Origin of the sequence: Streptomyces sp. NPDC047525 (assembly GCF_040643025.1) — a bacterium.
Lineage (GTDB): Bacteria > Actinomycetota > Actinomycetes > Streptomycetales > Streptomycetaceae > Streptomyces > Streptomyces durmitorensis.
On sequence record NZ_JBEYTL010000001.1, the window covers coordinates 76,967 to 92,106 of the forward strand.

Sequence of the window (15,140 nt, forward strand, 5' to 3'; positions counted from 1 at the left end):
GCGGCCTAGCTCTGCGGCGCCAGGGTGCGCAGGACGTCGAACTCGTTGCCCTCGAGGTCGGCCATGACCACCCAGTTCCGGTCTGAACCCTGGCCCACGTCCGTATCGTGGCAGTCAACGGTCAACTCGGTGAACCTACTTGTCATTCCTCTCCCAGGCAGTGCGGACGCGGCTCAGAGTATGCCGCCCAGGGCGCAGCCGCTCGATCGCCGGAAGGCAGGGCTGTGCACGGCTGCGGTGATCGCCCGCTTGGGGCCGGTCCGCCGGGCGGGGGACGACCCGAGGGCCGCCGCGTCCACGGCGGCGGCAGTGCGGCGGGCGATGTGCTGTGGTGTCACGGAATCGGCCATGGCCCCCTCGTTCCAGGTGAGTTGCCAGCGGTGGGGCGAGGGTCAGCGTCTGCGGCCTTCGTGCAGCTCCAACCGCTCCCCCGCGAAACGCTCGCGGAAGCCGCGGTCGTGCGAGACGGCGACCACTGCTCCCGGGTACGCCGCGAGCGCCTCCTCCAGGTCCTCGACCAGGTCGAGCGCGATGTGGTTCGTCGGCTCGTCGAGTACGAGGAGGTCCGCGGGCCGGGTCACCAGCCTCGCGAGCTGCAGGCGCCGCTGCTGCCCCGCGGACAGCGCCGCCACCGGGACGTCCAGATCCTGCTCACGGAACAGCCCCAGTGCCAGCAGCTCATCGGCGTACTCCTCCGGCAGACCGGCCCGCCCCGCAGCGAAAGCGGCGAGCAGCGGGAGCCGCGTGGAGCGTGCGGGCAGTTCCTGCGCGAGGTACCCGATCCGGGCCGGTCGGCGCGCCGTCCCCGCATCCGGCTCCAGGTCGCCCGCAAGGACACGCAGCAGCGTGGTCTTGCCTGCCCCGTTCTCGCCGTTGACCAGCAGCCGCTGTCCGGGCGCGATCGTCAGGAGTCCCTCCACGCGCAGCCGCTCGCCGACGCGTACTCCGTCGAGCTCGGCAAGGGGGCATCCCCTGCCCGAGCCGGGCGCAGGGGACCCTCCCGGATGCGCGCCACCCACCGCGGACAGGGCCGCGGTGAACCGCAGCGGTTCGGGCGGCGGAGCCACCGGGTTGCGCCGCAGGTGGGCAAGACGCTCCCGAACGGATCGCACCTGCCCGCCGAGCTTTGCCTCATGCGAGCGGCGATGCTTGCCGAAGCCCTGCCGCGGGTCCCCGCCGGTGGTGGCAAGGCGCCTCCCGGCGGCCTCCAGCAGCTCCTCGGCATGGGCCACCTCCTCACGCCAGTTGGCGTGCGCTTGCTCCGCGCCGCGTCGGGCGCCGGCCTTCGCCGCGCGGTATCCGGCCCAGCCGTCGCCGTACCGGCGCACCGCGCGCGCGTCCCGGTCGACCTCGAGGATCGTGGTGGCGATGCGCTCCAGGAAGCCGCGGTCATGGGTGACCGCGACGACGGTGCCGCGGTGCCCGCGCAGGTGCTCCTCCAGCCAGCGCACGGCGGTCGCGTCAAGATGATTCGTCGGCTCGTCCAGGAGCAGCAGCTCGGGGGCGGCGGCCAGCACACAGGCGAGCGCGAGCCGCGACTGCTCACCGCCGGAGAGCGAACCGAGCACACGGTCGCGCGTGATCCCGGCAAGACCGAGCCCGTGCAGGGCGGCATCGACACGGGCGTCCGCCTCGTATCCGCCCCGTTCCTCGTACGCGATCAGCAGCTCGCCGTACGCCGCGAGTTCCTCCTGCGACGCCTCGCCGAGGTCTTCCTCCGCCGTGCGCAACCGGCATTCCATGTCGCGCAGTTCGGCCAGCGCGAGGTCGACGGCGTCCTGCACGGTGCAGTCCGGGTCGAGGTCGAGGGTCTGGGCCAGGTGGCCGGTGCCACCGGGGAAGCTGACAGTGATCTCGCCCGTGTCTGGTGCCTCGACTGCGGCAAGCAGCCGCAGCAAGGTGGACTTGCCGGAGCCGTTCTCGCCGATGACGGCGGCCTTCTCCCCCGGGCGGACGGTGAAGGAGACCTGATCGAGGACGGTTCGGGTGCCGTAGGACTTGGTGACGTCTTTGACGGACAGCTGCGCCACGGCAGCGGGCACAGCGGTATGGGTGCGTTCGGGCATGAGGCTTCCCTGGGAATGCGAAGGGTCTACGGGCAGCAGAAACGGCGGCGTCGGCCGTGCCCGGACTCAGACGTAGTAGTAGAAAGCCATGCCCCCACCATACAAGACGATGCGTCTCGTCTCCACTCGTATGTGTCACGCGTCCCGTGATCCGCGCCAGGACGGGCCGCGGCAGCTGCCATCGCTCATCCACACGGGCCGCGGCAGCCGCCCCCACTCATCCATCCGACAGCCCTCATCGATCGTCGCGATGGCAACTCCCAACTCCCGGACACCTTCACCGATCGCGCACAGTGACAGCAGCAAACTCCCCTGTCCCCGGTGGAGATGAGGGTGAGTCTGCGCCCAGTTCGTCCCGCGCGCGGCCTCAAGCACGTAGCCTTCGCTAACCGCACATGAGTTACTGCTGGTGCAGGTTGGGCAGCCAACATGCAGGGGTGCGCTCAATGCCCCCATCAGGAGTGCTCAGTCGTGGGCACGACCCGCCCCGCACGACCGCGTGCGCTCACGAAAGGTCACTGCCATGTCAGACGTTCAGCCGGAAACTCCCGGAGTGCAGGCCCAGTACGCCACCCGCGTAGCCACGGACCTGGAGACCAACCGCACGGAACAGGAACGCATCGGGGCTGAAGTGGCAGCACTGCAGGAGCAGTTGCAGTCGCTGGAGAAGGACCACGCGTTGTTGTTGAGCATGCAGCAGGCACTGGGCTCGCCCAGCACCCCGGCGGCCGCCGTCAAGAAGCCGTCAACCCGCAAGAAGGCGGTGCCCGCCCCCCGGGCAAGTGCGAACAACTCCAGCGCGGCCCGAACAAAGAAGCCCACTGCCACCAAATCCAAGCCCAAGGACAAAGACAAGGACCAAGACAAGGCGGCCAAGAGCGCGCCCAAGGCCGTCGCGAAGAAGCCTTCTGCGCCGGCGGCAGGGCCGACCCTGGTCGAGCTGATCGACAACCACCTCGGCCGGCAGAGCGAACCGCGCTCCGCCGCCGAGATCACCACCGCACTCGCCCAGGATCTCCCCGACCGCACCATCAAGACCACCGTGGTGCGCACCACGGTGGAGGGACTGGTCGCCAAGGGCCGTGCTCACCGCACCAAGCAGGGCTCCTCCGTCTTCTACACCTCGGTCACCCCGGCGGAAGAGCCCGCCGCCCCGCAGCCGGAGACGACCTCCACCAGCTGACCGGAGGTTGCCGTCGTGGTGGCGCTCCGGACGAGGTAGCCGAAGCCGCTTCCACCGTGCCCGAGGTAGCCGCCCCCTCGCGACAGAGGGGTGAAGAAAAGCCCCAGGCCGTCCCGGGTGCCCGCAGGGTGGCCACTGCCCTGCGGCACCGGGACCGCGGTTCGCATGGCGGCGAGAGCGGCGGGCGTAAGCAGCCGCCCACCGACCAGGGCTGTGAGGAACTGATTGAGTTCGCGGGCCGTGCCGGTTCAATAAGACCCGCGCCGGTGCACCCGGTGGTGCATGAGGTCGGCCGCACTCAATCAAGGGCGGGGCGTGTCCTGGGGCCATGTCTCCGGGTGCCAGATCCCCGCACGCCGCAGTGACTGCGAGCAGTGCAGGAAGATCTCGTCTATCTCGACGACGATCGCCAGTTGGGGGCGCTTGCCCTTGACGGTCATCGAGTCGAAGAACGGGGCGTCCGTCAGGATCCGTGCCCGGCCGTTGATGCGCAGGATGTCGGCGCTGCCCGGCACCAGGTGGAGCAGCCCCACGTGGGGGTTGGCGAGGATGTTGCGGAAGCTGTCGCCTCGCCGGTTGCCCGGGCGGTCGGGCAGGACGACGGTGCGCGCGTCCAGGGGGTGGACGAAACCTGGTGCGTCGCCTCGCGGGGAGGTGTCGCAGTTGCCTTCCGCGTCCGAGGTGGAGACGACGCAGAACGGGGAGCGGGCCAATATCCCCAGGTCGTCCGGGGTCAGTTCGTCGTGGACTTTGTCGATGACGATCGGGTGCGGCTCGCCGAGCAGTTCGGTCAGCTCTTCGCCCAAGCGGAGTTCCTGCCAGGTGTGCGGCGCCGTGGCGTTACCGCCGGAGGACGGGACGGTCATGGGTGTCGCGGCGTCGGGCACGGAGTTCCTCAAGGTCGGCGAGCGGGCGAAGAGACTGCTGGATGCACAAGTTAGGCTCACCTTACTGGAGCGTGAAACGGCTGATGAATGTGGGCCCTGATCGCGTCAAAGGGGGTAGGAATCCGCGTGGGCCTGCCTACTTTTGACGTATGGAATCTGTGTCGCGAGATCTCGTCATGCCGGACGACTCGAATCCGCTGCGCCGCCTCTCCCTGGAGCAACTGCGGCGGCGTACGAGCATGAAGTGGCGGACCTACCCGCACGACGTGCTGCCGCTGTGGGTGGCCGAGATGGATGTCCCACTGGCCGAGCCCGTGGCCGAGGCGATCACCGCTGCCGTGGCGCTCGGTGACACCGGCTATCCCGCCGGGACGGCCTACGCGGAGGCGCTGGCCGAGTTCGCTCACAAGTGGTGGGGCTGGGACGGCCTCGCCGTCGAGCGCACGGCGATCGTGCCCGACGTGATGCTCGGCATCGTGGAGATGCTCAAGCTGATCTCCTCGCCGGGCGACCCCGTCATCGTCAACTGTCCGGTGTACCCGCCCTTCTACCAGTTCGTCGGGAACCTTGACCGACCCGTCGTCGAGGCACCCCTGGGTCCGGACCTGCGGATCGACTTCGCCGCGCTGGAGGACGCGTTCCGGAGTGCGGGGCGGGGTTCGGCACGGGGTACGACGCAGAGTGCGGCACGGGGTGTGGCACGGGGGTCGAACCGTCCGGTCTATCTGCTGTGCAGCCCGCACAATCCGACCGGGACCGTGCACACCGCAGCCGAGTTGACGCGGATCGCGCACCTGGCGCGGGAGCACGGCGTACGCGTGGTGGTGGACGAGATCCACGCCCCCATCGTGGCGGCGGGCGCCTCCTTCGTCCCCTTCCTGAGCGTGCCCGGAGCGGAGAACGGGCTGTCGCTGATGTCGGCGTCGAAGGCCTGGAACCTGGCCGGGCTCAAGGCCGCCCTCGCCATCGCGGGACCCGAAGCCGCCGACGACCTCGCCCGCATCCCGGAAGAGGTCAGCCACGGCCCCAGTCATGTCGGCGTCATCGCCCACACGGCGGCTCTGCGGGACGGAGGCGACTGGCTCGACGCGCTGCTCCGTGGCCTCGACGACAACCGGCGGCTGCTGGCCTCCCTGCTGGCCGAGCACCTGCCCTCCATCGGCTATGCGCCCGCGCAGGGCACCTTCCTGGCCTGGCTGGACTGCCGGGAACTGGGCCTGGGCGGCGACCCGGCCGAGGCCTTCCTGCAGCGCGGCCGCGTCGCTCTGAGCTCGGGGAGAGCCTTTGGCACCGGTGGCGAAGGCTTCGTACGTCTCAACTTGGCCGCCTCACCGGAAGTGATCACCGAGGCGGTCCGGCGGATGGCCTCGGCAGCCGTCTGACTCGCCGGAAGGCCAAGGACCGGCCGTGGGCGGACGAAGCACAGGCAGACGGCCAATGGGGCTGGCTCCGCGCGCCGCCCTGCCGCACCCACTCAGCGGCGGTCCCGTGCGCGCCGTACGAGATCGGCCGCCGCGTCCGGCCATGCGGCGTACTCGAAGGCGAAGCCCTCGCCGAGCAGTCGGCCCGGGACCACGCGGCGGCTCTTGAGGAGCAGTTCGGTGTCCGTGCGCAGGACAAAGGCACCGATCTCCGCCATCCACTTGGTCGCCGGGAGTCCCACACGGGCACCTGCCGCAGCCCGCAGGTCCCTCATGAACGCCCGGTGCGGGAGGGGGCCGGGGGCGGCCAGGTTCACCGGGCCCTCGATGTCGTCGCGGGTGATCAGGAACTCCACCGCGCGCACGAAGTCCCGGTCATGGATCCAGGACAGGTACTGGGCTCCGCCCGCGACCGGCCCGCCCAGGCCCAGCCGGGCCATCCGCAGCAGGACGTCGAAGACACCGCCCGGGTCGGGGCTCATCACCATGGCGGCGCGCAGCGCGACTCTGCGGGTGTGCGGGGTGGCGGCCTCCTGCTGGGCGCGCTCCCAGTTCTTCGCGATTCGTACGCTGTACTCCCAGTACTCCGGGACCCCGGCTTCCGTACCGCCGATGACACCCGTCGCCTCGTCGTGAGGTGCGTCGAACCGGTGCGCGTAGATCGTGGCGGTGCTCATCTGGAGCCAGAGCGCCGGCGGTTTCGCCGCGGAGGCGATCGCCGCGCCGACGGCCTCGGCGGACCGCACCCGGGAGTCCATCATGTCCCGCAGATTGGCCTCGGTGTAGCGGCAACTCACGCTGCGCCCCGCGAGGTTGACCACGACATCACTGCCGTCGATCTCCGCCGCCCAGGGGCCCGATGTCCGTCCGTCCCAGGCGACTTGGCGCGCACGCACTGGGTTCCTGGTCAGGACGACGACATCGTGTCCGGCGGCGGTCAACGCACGCTCCAGGACGGCTCCGACCTGCCCGGTTCCTCCTGCAAGCACTACCTTCATCGCGCTTCCCCCTGGCTCGGTGAGCACTCTGTCGGCACGAGCCTAGACCTGCCCCACCAGCGGGTTTGTCCGGGACCGTGCATCAGTGCTGGATCAGGCCGCCGACCGGGACAGGAGCGACGTGGCCGGTGGCCGGACGGGTTCGCGCCAGGTCGAGGCCGATGTCGACCAGCGATGACCGGCGCAGGCCGTTGACGTCGGGGATCGGGGTCCAGACCGACTCGGCGATCTCGCCGCTCGGCTCAGGCCGGAGTTGGCCACCGGTGATGCGCACCTGATAGAAGATGCCGACGTTCTGGTGCTCCGGCCCCCCGGGGACGGCGCGTTCGGCCGCGGGGATGACCCTTGAGTCCACGCCCAGGAGACGTTCCACCAGCGCCGAGCAGCCGGTCTCCTCGGCGACCTCCCGGATCACCGTCTCGTACGGATCTTCCCCGTGCTCGACTCGGCCACCCGGAAGCGTCCAGTTGGACTCGCCGTGGGGTGAAACGTGTCGGGCCAGGAGGACCCGCCCTTCCTCTACGCACACGGCGTATGCCGCCAGCCTGAAACTCATCATCCGCCCCTCCCGCCGGACCCATCTTGGCATCGAACTGCGTGAGCGAATGGCGGGAATCAGCGTGCGAGGGAGACGGCGAACGGCTGGAATCCGCTGCGGCGCAGCACGTGAGGGACGAGCAGGACGAGTGCTTCGGTGGCGCGGGCGGTGGTGATGTCGCCGAGATCTTCGATCCATCCGGGTTGCCAGCCCAGGTCGGAGAGAAGGCCTGCGGCGACGGCCTTGGCCTGTGTGTCGTTGCCGGACAGGTACGCGGTGGGCGGAGTGGACAGGGAGGCGGGGGCGGTCATGACCGGGAAGAGCATGGTGTTGAGCGTCTTGACGACCTGCGTGGCGGGCAAGGCCTCCTGGAGCTGCTCGGCGAGGCTGCTGCCCGGGTAGCAGAGCTCCGCCGGGATTCCGTCGGGGCTGTGGCGCGTGGCGTTGGAGACGTCGATGAGGATCTTGCCGGTCAGTTCGGTGTCCAGGGCGGACAGCCGTGCCAGGGCGCTGTCGCCCGGGGTGGCGTTGATGACCAGGTCGGCGGTGGCTGCCGTGGCGCGCTGGTCGGCGATGCGTATCGGCCTGGCGGCTCCGGTCTCGTGGGCATCTGTCTGTACCGGTGACTGCCGTGTCTGTACGGGTGACTGCCGGTGGCCGAGGGTGACTTCGTGGCCGGCGGCGGCGAGTGCGCGGGCGAGGCTACTGCCGACGCGTCCGGCGCCGAGAATCCCGATCCTGGTCATGCTGATGTGCTCCTTGTGGTGTGACCGATGTGATGGGTGGGATGGGTGTGATGGGTGGGACGGGTATGGCGGGTGTGGCGGGCCGCCAGATGTTGTGTGCGTGGCGGCTGATCAGGCGAGCGGGGAGAGGACCGTGACGGCCGCGGCATGAATGCCGGGGGCTGCGGCCAGGAAGTCGGGGCTGGTCAGACTCCACGGGTTGCCGTCGGTGTCGGTGACGGTGCCTCCGGCCTCGGCGACCAGCAGGGCGCCTGCCACCAGCCCCGAGCGCACGTCGGAGAACTGCCAGAAGGCATCCATTCGGCCGGCGGCGACGTGGATCAGCTGCAGGGTGGCCGGCACGGAGACGCGGACGACGAGGCCGTTCATCAGCATCTGCGTGACGGCCGCGCCGATCCGGCGGAACGTGTCCTCGTCCTCGCCGGGCCGTGCCTGGCCCGTGCCGGTCAGGGCCGCGCCGAGATCGGTCTTGGCCGACACCCGCAGCGGAGCGCCGTTCAGGTGGGCGCCGCGTCCGGCCACCGCGGTGTAGTCGTCGCCGGTCAGCGGAAGGTGGACGACCGTGAGGACCGGCTCGTTGTCGCGTACGAGGGTGGCGGTCACGGCCCAGTCCGGCATGCCGTGGACGTGGTTGATGTTGCCCTCGGCCGGGTCCACGACCCACCACTCCCCCGTCGGCAGCGCGCCGCCGGCGAGTTCGTCCTCGGCCCAGTTCGATCCCGGCCGGGCGGCCAGTAGCGGCGCCCTCAGGAGGTCCAGCACCGCGTCGTCGTTGGCGTGGATCTCCGCGACGATCTCATCGGCACTGGTACCGCGGGCCTGCGGGGTGTATCGCTCGCGCAGCCGCTCACCGGCCGCACGGACGGCGGCGGTGACCTGGTCGAGCAAGGCTCCGCCGAGGTCAACACCCGTACCAGCAGCGGCATTTGCGGGGCTGATTTCAGTGGACATGAGGTGCTCCCAAGAGACTCGGTTGGGCACGGAAGTCTGAGCGAAAGGAGGGCGGCGTGACGTGCTCCGCCCTCTCGTACGGGGGCGGCGTTCATGCACGCCGCCGTCTGTGTCTGCGTCTATGCCTGCGACTGCGACAGCGACAGCGACTGTGTCTCGACGGTAGGCACCCCGTGGATTAACAGCAAGTGCATGCTTGTAACCTCTAGCATTACTCTCATGCAACTGGATCTGAATCTGCTCACCGCGCTGGACGCGCTCCTGGAAGAAGGCAGCGTGGCCGGCGCCGCCGCCCGTCTGCACGTCACGTCCCCGGCGATGAGCCGGACCCTGGGTCGGATCCGCCAGGTCACCGGCGACGAGATCCTGGTCCGCACCGGCCGGACGATGGTTCCCACTCCTCACGCCCTGGAGATCCGTGCGCAGGTACACGACCTCGTCCAGCAGGCCCACCAACTCCTCAGCAAGGAAAGGGAACTGGACCTGGCCACCCTGAACCGCACCTTCACCATCCGCTGGCATGACGCGCTGGCATCGGCATGCGGCCCCGCCCTGCTCGCCGCAGTCCACCGTCAGGCCCCGGGCGTACGGCTGCGCATGGTGGCGGAATCGACCTCCGACACCCCGGAACTGCGGCGCGGCGAGGTCGACCTCGAATCAAGTTCCGCCCCGCCCTCGGTGCCCGACGTCCGCCACCAACTGATCGGCGAAGACCGCCTCGTCGTCGCGGTCCGCCCCGGTCACCCGCTGACCGACGGGCCCCTCACCCCCGAGCGCTACGCCGCGGCCGGACACATCACCGTCTCCCGGCGCGGACGCCTGCGCGACCCCGTCGATGACGCCCTCGCCGACCTCGGACTCGAACGCCAGGTCGTCGCCGCAGCACCGAGCACGGCAACGGCCCTCACCCTCGCCCTCGACACCGACCTCGTCGTCACCGTCCCCCGAGCCGTCACCGACTCCGCCCTGCGCGGCCTCGGCCTGCGGACGCTGCCCCTGCCCCTCGTGATGCCGCCGGTTCCCCTGCACCTGGTCTGGCACCAACGCCACGACAACGACCGAGCCCACACCTGGCTGCGCACCCAGGCCCGCTCGGCGCTGGAGGCCGTGTTCGACAGCGGGCGCCGTTCCGAGGGTCCGCCCCGACCCGGCGATGAGTTCCTCCCGCGCTTCGGGTCTCCCCTGACAGACACTGAGGACGAGCAAAGGAACAGCCGTGAACGACAACGATGACGTCTGGTCGCTGGTACACGCCGAGCGTGCGGCGCTGATCGAGGACCTCACCGGCCTCGACGACAAACAGTGGGATCTCCCGTCCTTGTGTGACGGGTGGACCGTGCACGACGTGGTCGCCCACCTGGTCAACACGGCGCGCACGACGCGCCTCGGTTTCGTGAGCGGCATGGTCCGGGCACGTTTCGACTTCGACCGGCAGAACGCACGCGGTGTGGAGCGCGAGCGCGGTGCCTCACCACAGGAGACGTTGGAGCGACTGCGTCAGGTGGCCTCACGCAGATCGGGCCCTCCCGCACCGCTCGACACCCGGCTCGTCGAGGAAGTCGTGCACGGTGAGGACATCCGTCGGCCTTTGGGGCTCACCCACTCCTACCTGCCGGAGGCTGTCGTCAGGTCGCTGCGCCTGCAGGCTCGTACGTCAGCGTCCTTCGGCGGAGCCAAGGAACGCGTGTCCGATGTCCAACTGGCCGCGACCGACACCGACTTGAGGATCGGCGAAGGCCCGCAAGTACGCGGAACCGCGCTTTCCCTGCTGCTGGCCATCTCCGGACGGCGAGAAGCACTGGACGAGCTCGACGGCCCGGGACTCGACACGCTGAAGGCGGCTTCCTGACGAGGACGCCGGGAACAACGCGACGCGGTTCACAAGACCGGCGGCCCCTGTTCGACACGCCGCAGCACCGGGGTGAGCCGGTCGAGGCCGTCGTCGGTCTGGATCTGACGTTCGTCCCACCAGGTGGCTCCGGCGTCGGCCAACGGGCCGATCAGATCACGGGACTTGGCGGCGTCGCCGCCCGGCGTGGCACCGCCGAGGACGACGTCGAAGGGAGTACCGGACAGGCCCACGTCCTCGCGTTGCCGTCGCACGTACGCCACCAGGTCGCGGACCTGGTCGACCGGCGGCGCATGGCCGTGTTTGGCATCGGCGAACAGCGGGACCGCGCCGTCCCAGCGGGCGGCCCGGCGCATGGGAGGACGGTTCGGCCAGAAGCCGGCGACCCAGACCGGCGGCCGAGGCCGTTGCACCGTGGCGGGCAGCAGCGTCACGTCCCGTGCCTGGTAGTGCCGTCCGTCATGGTTCACCGGCTCGCCCGACCAGTAACGCTGAAGCAGGTCCAGTCCCTCGTCCAGCCGCTCGGCCAGCACCTTTGGATCCGTGGTGTCGCCGAAGCTCGCGTACTCGTCCTCGACGGGTCCGCCGAGCCCCGCCCCGAAGGTGACCCGGCCGCCGCTGAGAGCATCCAGGGTCGCCACCTGGCGGGCGAGTTGCTGTGGGCGCCTGCGGGCGACGGGCGTGACCAGTGTCCCCAGTCTGATCCGGGAGGTCGCCAGCGCGGCGGCGGTCAGCAGCATCCAAGGGTCCCCGAAAGGCCTGCCCCCATGCTTGCGATGCAGCACGTGGTCCCAGACGAACAGCCCGTCCCACCCTGCCTGTTCCGCCGCCACGGCCACCTTCGCCACGGCCTTGGGATCGGCGAAGTCGCCGAAGTTCGGAATGTTGACCGAGAAGCGCATCCCCGCATCCTGCGGCACGGCGCTCAGCCCGGCAACCGATGAGCTGCATGCGTGACCGTTGGCCACACATCGAGTACGCGAACTGCATCGGCTGGATGTCGACGAAGTTCCCTGCTCGCCTGCCCTCTGGCGCCCGGCATCCCGGCCGGGCGCCGATCGGCGTCAGCCCGCGCTGCGCAGCGGCGGGACGGCCGGGACCTCGATCGCGTTCTCGATGTCCGCGACCGTCATCTTGAACTGGTCGGGATAGGCGTCGCGTCGCGTGCGGCGGGCGGGTTCGGTGGTGCGCCAGGTGTAGAAGCACTGGCGGCACTGCAGGACGTCCCAGACGCCGGGGACCGGTGAGGTCGCGAGCCGGTCGATCGTCTCGAAGGCGCAGCGCGGGCAGATGGCGGGGGCATCGGGCATGGTCATGGCCGGGTTTCCTTCCGGAGGGGGAGCTGAGGGCAGCTGGAGGGGAGCCAGGGGTCAGGAGCGGGCCGCGATGAGCCGCTGGAGTTTCGCCGCCCATTCCTTCGTCTCGGGCAGGTCCTTGGCCGGGGTGGAGAAGTTGCCGCGTACGTCGGGGGCGACCGGGGTCGTCGCGTCAATGATCATCTTGCTGGTGATGCCGGCCGGCTGGGCGGCGGGTGCGAGCTCCAGGACGGACAGGTTGGGGATGACGACGACGTCGTCGGCGGGGTTGACCTTGGCGGACATGGCCCACATGACCTGCGGCAGGTTGAAGGGGTCGACGTCCTCGTCGACCAGGATCACCTGGGCCACGTAGCCGAGGCCGTGGGGTGTCGTCATCGCGCGCATGCCGACGGCCTTGGCGAAGCCGCCGTACCGCTTGGCGGTCGAGATGATGACCATCAGGCCGTGCGTGTACATGGCGTTGACCGCCTGCACCTCGGGGTATTCGGCGCGCAGTTGCTTGAGCAGCGGGACACAGGTGTTGGGGCCGACGAGGTAGTCGACCTCGGTCCACGGCATGCCCAGGTAGAGGGACTCGAAGACGGGGTTCGTGCGGTGGGAGACCCGGTCGACGCGGATGACGGGCATGCGGCGGCCGCCGGAGTAGTGGCCGGTGAACTCGCCGAAGGGGCCCTCGATCTGGCGCTTCCGGGACTCGATGACACCTTCGATGACGACCTCGCTGCCCCACGGCACGTCGAAGCCGGTCAGCGGTGCGGTCGCGATGGGGGCGGGCGCGCCACGCAGGGCGCCGGCCATCTCGTACTCGCTCTGGTCGTACGCCATCGGCATGCCGGCCACGATCGTGATCACCGGGTCGTTGCCGAGGGTGATGGCGACGGGCAGGTCCTCGCCCGCCTCCTCGGCCTTGCGCAGGTGTTGGGCGATGTCGTGCATGGGGACGGGCTGGAAGGCGAGTCGGTTGGTGCCGATCACCTCGATGCGGTACGTACCGACGTTCTGCTTGCCGAAGTTCCGCGGGTCCTCGGGGTCGCGGGAGACGACGGCGGCCTTGTCGAGGTAGAAGCCGCCGTCGCCGTCGTTGAGGCGGAAGAGGGGCAGGACGGAGAAGAGGTCGACGTCCGTTCCCTCCTGGGTGTTCTCACGCCAGGGGGCGTCCTCGCGGCGTTCGGGGGCGACGGGGAAGGCGTCCCAGCGGGCGGCGAAGGTCTCCACCTGCTCCTTGACCGGGGTGTTCCTGGGCAGACCGAGAGCGAGGGCGTGGTTGGCCCAGGAGCCGTGCACGTTCATGGCGATGCGGGCGTCGGTGAAGCCCTTGACGTTGTCGAAGTACAGGGCCGGTGCGTTCTCGCCGATGCGGCCCGTCGCGTTGGCGGCCGCGGCCAGGTCGGGCTCGGGCAGGACCTCTTCGGTGAGCCGCAGCAGTTGCCCCTCCTTCTCCAAGGTGTCGAGGAAACTGCGCAGGTCGTCGTGGGCCATGGGGTAACTCCTGTGTGGGGAAGGGGGCTTCTGAGGGGCCGTGCGCTTCAGGAAGCGGGCCACAGGGCTGCCGCGCGGGCGGCGCGCATGCCTTCCCAGCGCTTGGCGGCGGGCGCGGGCAGGTCGAACTGGTCGAGCACGCGGGCGGTGATGTGGTCGACGATGTCGTCGACGGTCGCCGGGTGGTTGTAGAAGGCGGGCATCGGCGGCACCATCCGCACGCCCTGCCGGGCCAGGGCGAGCATGTTCTCCAGGTGGATCTCACTCAGCGGTGTCTCGCGCGGTACGAGGACGAGCCTGCGCCGCTCCTTGAGGACGACATCGGCGGCGCGGGCCACGAGCCCCTCCGCATAGCCGGCGCGGATCCCGGCCAGCGTTTTCATCGAGCAGGGCACGATCACCATGCCGTCGGTGCGGAACGAGCCGGAGGAGAGGGTGGCGCCCTGGTCGTCGGGATGGTGCGTGACATCGGCGAGCTCGCTCACCGCGGAGACCGGGAGACCGGTCTCCAGTTCGATGGTGGTGCGTGCCCAGCGGGACAGGACGAGATGGGTCTCCACGTCCGGCAGCTGGGCCAAATTCTCCAGGAGCCGCACGCCGATGGCTGCCCCCGTCGCCCCGGTCATTCCCACGATCAGCCGCACTCGCCCGCTCCTTGCACCAAGATGACCTGCGCTTTTACTCCTGCGCGCCGTTGTTTCCACGCTAGGAGGCCGCTGGTGCGCGGCAGCGGTACGCTCGGGACTCACGATGGGGAAAAACGGACACCCTGATGTCAGGGACCTCGACTACACCGCGGCGGTCGGCGCTCCCACAGGCGTCGAGGTGGTGGAGCTCGGCGGCCTCTACGCGCGCTCGCGGCGGCACGGCAACGACCCGTACGCGCCCTTGCGCCCCGCCTTCCACCAGCTGATCGCGGTCCGCGCGCGCCCGCTGCGCATCGCGGTGGATTTCGTCGAGCACGATCTGCCGCCCGGATCCTGGCTGTGGATCCGGGCGGGGCAGGTGCAGCGGTTCAGCCGGGATCTCGTCGCGGCGGACGGGGTGATCGTCCTGTTCCAGCCCGGTTTCCTGCCGCCCGCGACGGTGGCGGCCGCGCACATGGATCCGCCCTACGAGCAGCGGCCGCTGGTGCCCGAGGGCGAGCAGGCGCGGGCGTTGCGGCGGGCGCTCGACCATCTCGCGTACGAGTACGACGCGCTGGCCTCTCTCCCCCTGGAGGCGCACGTCGAGGTGGTGAGGCACCTGGTGTCCGTCCTGGTGCTGCGCCTGGCGGCAGTGCGGGGGACGGAGCCCCTGCCGGGCCCGGTGAGCGAGGTGTTCCGGCGTTTTCACGACGCGGTGGAGCGCGACCACGCGGTGACACGGCGGGTCGAGGACTACGCGGCGGCGCTCGGCTACAGCCCGCGCACCCTGTCGCGGGCGACGTCGGCCGTCACCGGCGCGAGTGCGAAGAAGTTCGTCGACGAGCGGGTGCTTCTGGAGGCCAAACGCCTCCTGCAGCACAGCAGCCTCCCGGCGAAGGAGATCGCGGGGAAGCTGGGGTTCGCGGACGCGAGCGACTTCACGAAGTTCTTCCGGCTGCGGACGGGCACGACTCCGGCCGCGTTCCGCGCACAGGCTCTGGGGCAGGCCGTGTTCGGCTCCGCATGAACGAGAGGCGCGCTCCTCGGCCAGGGCCGCCTCGTGCTCCGCGTCAACGA

Annotated in this window: 16 protein-coding genes and 1 pseudogene; 5 read left to right on the forward strand and 12 right to left on the reverse strand. The window is 70.1% G+C overall.

Annotated elements, in window-relative coordinates; all coding sequences use genetic code 11:
• Positions 1-5: 5 nt before the first annotated feature.
• The 3 genes and pseudogenes from ABZ833_RS00330 to abc-f form a co-directional block, all read right to left on the reverse strand.
• A pseudogene (locus ABZ833_RS00330) lies at positions 6-101 on the reverse strand (VOC family protein); the annotation flags it as partial.
• Positions 102-173: 72 nt separating this feature from the next.
• Complete coding sequence (locus tag ABZ833_RS00335; RefSeq protein ID WP_361038958.1) at positions 174-350, reverse strand: hypothetical protein; 177 nt, start codon at positions 348-350, stop codon at positions 174-176.
• Between the two features lie 42 nt (positions 351-392).
• Positions 393-2,066, reverse strand: a complete 1,674-nt coding sequence (gene abc-f / locus ABZ833_RS00340; protein WP_361038961.1) for a ribosomal protection-like ABC-F family protein — start codon at positions 2,064-2,066, stop codon at positions 393-395.
• Positions 2,067-2,589: 523 nt separating this feature from the next.
• Between abc-f and ABZ833_RS00345 the strand changes: the two genes are divergently transcribed.
• Positions 2,590-3,249 (forward strand): hypothetical protein, encoded by a 660-nt coding sequence (locus ABZ833_RS00345; RefSeq protein ID WP_361038963.1) that lies wholly within the window; start codon positions 2,590-2,592, stop codon positions 3,247-3,249.
• Positions 3,250-3,551: 302 nt separating this feature from the next.
• On the opposite strand, the gene ABZ833_RS00350 is transcribed toward ABZ833_RS00345, so the two are convergent.
• Positions 3,552-4,136 carry an MSMEG_1061 family FMN-dependent PPOX-type flavoprotein gene (locus ABZ833_RS00350; protein ID WP_361038966.1) on the reverse strand — a complete coding sequence of 195 codons (585 nt, stop codon included), beginning with the start codon at positions 4,134-4,136 and terminating at the stop codon, positions 3,552-3,554.
• A 149-nt stretch (positions 4,137-4,285) separates the two neighbouring features.
• On the opposite strand from ABZ833_RS00350, the gene ABZ833_RS00355 reads away from it, so the two are divergent.
• A complete protein-coding gene (locus tag ABZ833_RS00355) occupies positions 4,286-5,518 on the forward strand; it encodes a MalY/PatB family protein (protein ID WP_361038969.1) in 1,233 nt (410 codons plus the stop codon).
• Positions 5,519-5,610: 92 nt separating this feature from the next.
• Here ABZ833_RS00355 and ABZ833_RS00360 read toward each other — a convergent pair whose 3' ends face one another.
• The 4 genes from ABZ833_RS00360 to ABZ833_RS00375 form a co-directional block, all read right to left on the reverse strand.
• On the reverse strand, positions 5,611-6,555 hold the full coding sequence (locus tag ABZ833_RS00360) for a TIGR01777 family oxidoreductase (protein WP_361038972.1): 945 nt from the start codon (positions 6,553-6,555) through the stop codon (positions 5,611-5,613).
• An 82-nt stretch (positions 6,556-6,637) separates the two neighbouring features.
• Positions 6,638-7,111, reverse strand: a complete 474-nt coding sequence (locus ABZ833_RS00365) for an NUDIX domain-containing protein (protein ID WP_361041250.1) — start codon at positions 7,109-7,111, stop codon at positions 6,638-6,640.
• A gap of 59 nt (positions 7,112-7,170) precedes the next feature.
• Positions 7,171-7,839, reverse strand: a complete 669-nt coding sequence (locus ABZ833_RS00370; protein ID WP_361038974.1) for an NAD(P)-binding domain-containing protein — start codon at positions 7,837-7,839, stop codon at positions 7,171-7,173.
• Positions 7,840-7,950: 111 nt separating this feature from the next.
• Complete coding sequence (locus tag ABZ833_RS00375) at positions 7,951-8,790, reverse strand: inositol monophosphatase family protein (protein WP_361038977.1); 840 nt, start codon at positions 8,788-8,790, stop codon at positions 7,951-7,953.
• 219 nt (positions 8,791-9,009) lie between these two features.
• Here ABZ833_RS00375 and ABZ833_RS00380 point away from each other — a divergent pair, with 219 nt between their 5' ends.
• On the forward strand, positions 9,010-10,023 hold the full coding sequence (locus tag ABZ833_RS00380) for a LysR family transcriptional regulator (RefSeq protein ID WP_361038979.1): 1,014 nt from the start codon (positions 9,010-9,012) through the stop codon (positions 10,021-10,023).
• Positions 10,007-10,639, forward strand: coding sequence for a maleylpyruvate isomerase family mycothiol-dependent enzyme (locus tag ABZ833_RS00385; RefSeq protein WP_361038981.1), 633 nt, complete (start codon positions 10,007-10,009; stop codon positions 10,637-10,639). The genes ABZ833_RS00380 and ABZ833_RS00385 overlap by 17 nt, the downstream gene beginning before the upstream one ends.
• 29 nt (positions 10,640-10,668) lie before the next feature.
• Here the strand turns inward: ABZ833_RS00385 and ABZ833_RS00390 are convergent, their stop codons facing one another.
• The 4 genes from ABZ833_RS00390 to ABZ833_RS00405 form a co-directional block, all read right to left on the reverse strand.
• Positions 10,669-11,541: an LLM class flavin-dependent oxidoreductase gene (locus ABZ833_RS00390; RefSeq protein WP_361038984.1), complete on the reverse strand. Its 873-nt coding sequence runs from the start codon at positions 11,539-11,541 to the stop codon at positions 10,669-10,671.
• 162 nt (positions 11,542-11,703) lie between these two features.
• Positions 11,704-11,955, reverse strand: a complete 252-nt coding sequence (locus tag ABZ833_RS00395; protein ID WP_361038986.1) for a non-oxidative hydroxyarylic acid decarboxylases subunit D — start codon at positions 11,953-11,955, stop codon at positions 11,704-11,706.
• A gap of 54 nt (positions 11,956-12,009) precedes the next feature.
• Positions 12,010-13,437, reverse strand: coding sequence for a non-oxidative hydroxyarylic acid decarboxylases subunit C (locus ABZ833_RS00400; RefSeq protein ID WP_361038989.1), 1,428 nt, complete (start codon positions 13,435-13,437; stop codon positions 12,010-12,012).
• Between the two features lie 47 nt (positions 13,438-13,484).
• A complete protein-coding gene (locus ABZ833_RS00405; protein WP_361038992.1) occupies positions 13,485-14,081 on the reverse strand; it encodes a non-oxidative hydroxyarylic acid decarboxylases subunit B in 597 nt (198 codons plus the stop codon).
• A gap of 106 nt (positions 14,082-14,187) precedes the next feature.
• On the opposite strand from ABZ833_RS00405, the gene ABZ833_RS00410 reads away from it, so the two are divergent.
• Entirely contained in the window at positions 14,188-15,090 is a 903-nt protein-coding gene (locus ABZ833_RS00410) for a helix-turn-helix domain-containing protein (RefSeq protein ID WP_361038994.1), read from the forward strand.
• Positions 15,091-15,140 lie beyond the last annotated feature (50 nt).

What these genes read in the sequence shown, in the direction of transcription:
- ABZ833_RS00335 (WP_361038958.1), bottom strand. Translation starts at nt 350, where the DNA reads ATGGCCGATTCCGTGACACCACAGCACATCGCCCGCCGCACTGCCGCC.
- abc-f (WP_361038961.1), bottom strand. Translation starts at nt 2,066, where the DNA reads ATGCCCGAACGCACCCATACCGCTGTGCCCGCTGCCGTGGCGCAGCTG.
- ABZ833_RS00345 (WP_361038963.1), top strand. Translation starts at nt 2,590, where the DNA reads ATGTCAGACGTTCAGCCGGAAACTCCCGGAGTGCAGGCCCAGTACGCC.
- ABZ833_RS00355 (WP_361038969.1), top strand. Translation starts at nt 4,286, where the DNA reads ATGGAATCTGTGTCGCGAGATCTCGTCATGCCGGACGACTCGAATCCG.
- ABZ833_RS00360 (WP_361038972.1), bottom strand. Translation starts at nt 6,555, where the DNA reads ATGAAGGTAGTGCTTGCAGGAGGAACCGGGCAGGTCGGAGCCGTCCTG.
- ABZ833_RS00365 (WP_361041250.1), bottom strand. Translation starts at nt 7,111, where the DNA reads ATGAGTTTCAGGCTGGCGGCATACGCCGTGTGCGTAGAGGAAGGGCGG.
- ABZ833_RS00370 (WP_361038974.1), bottom strand. Translation starts at nt 7,839, where the DNA reads ATGACCAGGATCGGGATTCTCGGCGCCGGACGCGTCGGCAGTAGCCTC.
- ABZ833_RS00375 (WP_361038977.1), bottom strand. Translation starts at nt 8,790, where the DNA reads ATGTCCACTGAAATCAGCCCCGCAAATGCCGCTGCTGGTACGGGTGTT.
- ABZ833_RS00380 (WP_361038979.1), top strand. Translation starts at nt 9,010, where the DNA reads ATGCAACTGGATCTGAATCTGCTCACCGCGCTGGACGCGCTCCTGGAA.
- ABZ833_RS00390 (WP_361038984.1), bottom strand. Translation starts at nt 11,541, where the DNA reads ATGCGCTTCTCGGTCAACATTCCGAACTTCGGCGACTTCGCCGATCCC.
- ABZ833_RS00395 (WP_361038986.1), bottom strand. Translation starts at nt 11,955, where the DNA reads ATGACCATGCCCGATGCCCCCGCCATCTGCCCGCGCTGCGCCTTCGAG.
- ABZ833_RS00400 (WP_361038989.1), bottom strand. Translation starts at nt 13,437, where the DNA reads ATGGCCCACGACGACCTGCGCAGTTTCCTCGACACCTTGGAGAAGGAG.
- ABZ833_RS00410 (WP_361038994.1), top strand. Translation starts at nt 14,188, where the DNA reads ATGGGGAAAAACGGACACCCTGATGTCAGGGACCTCGACTACACCGCG.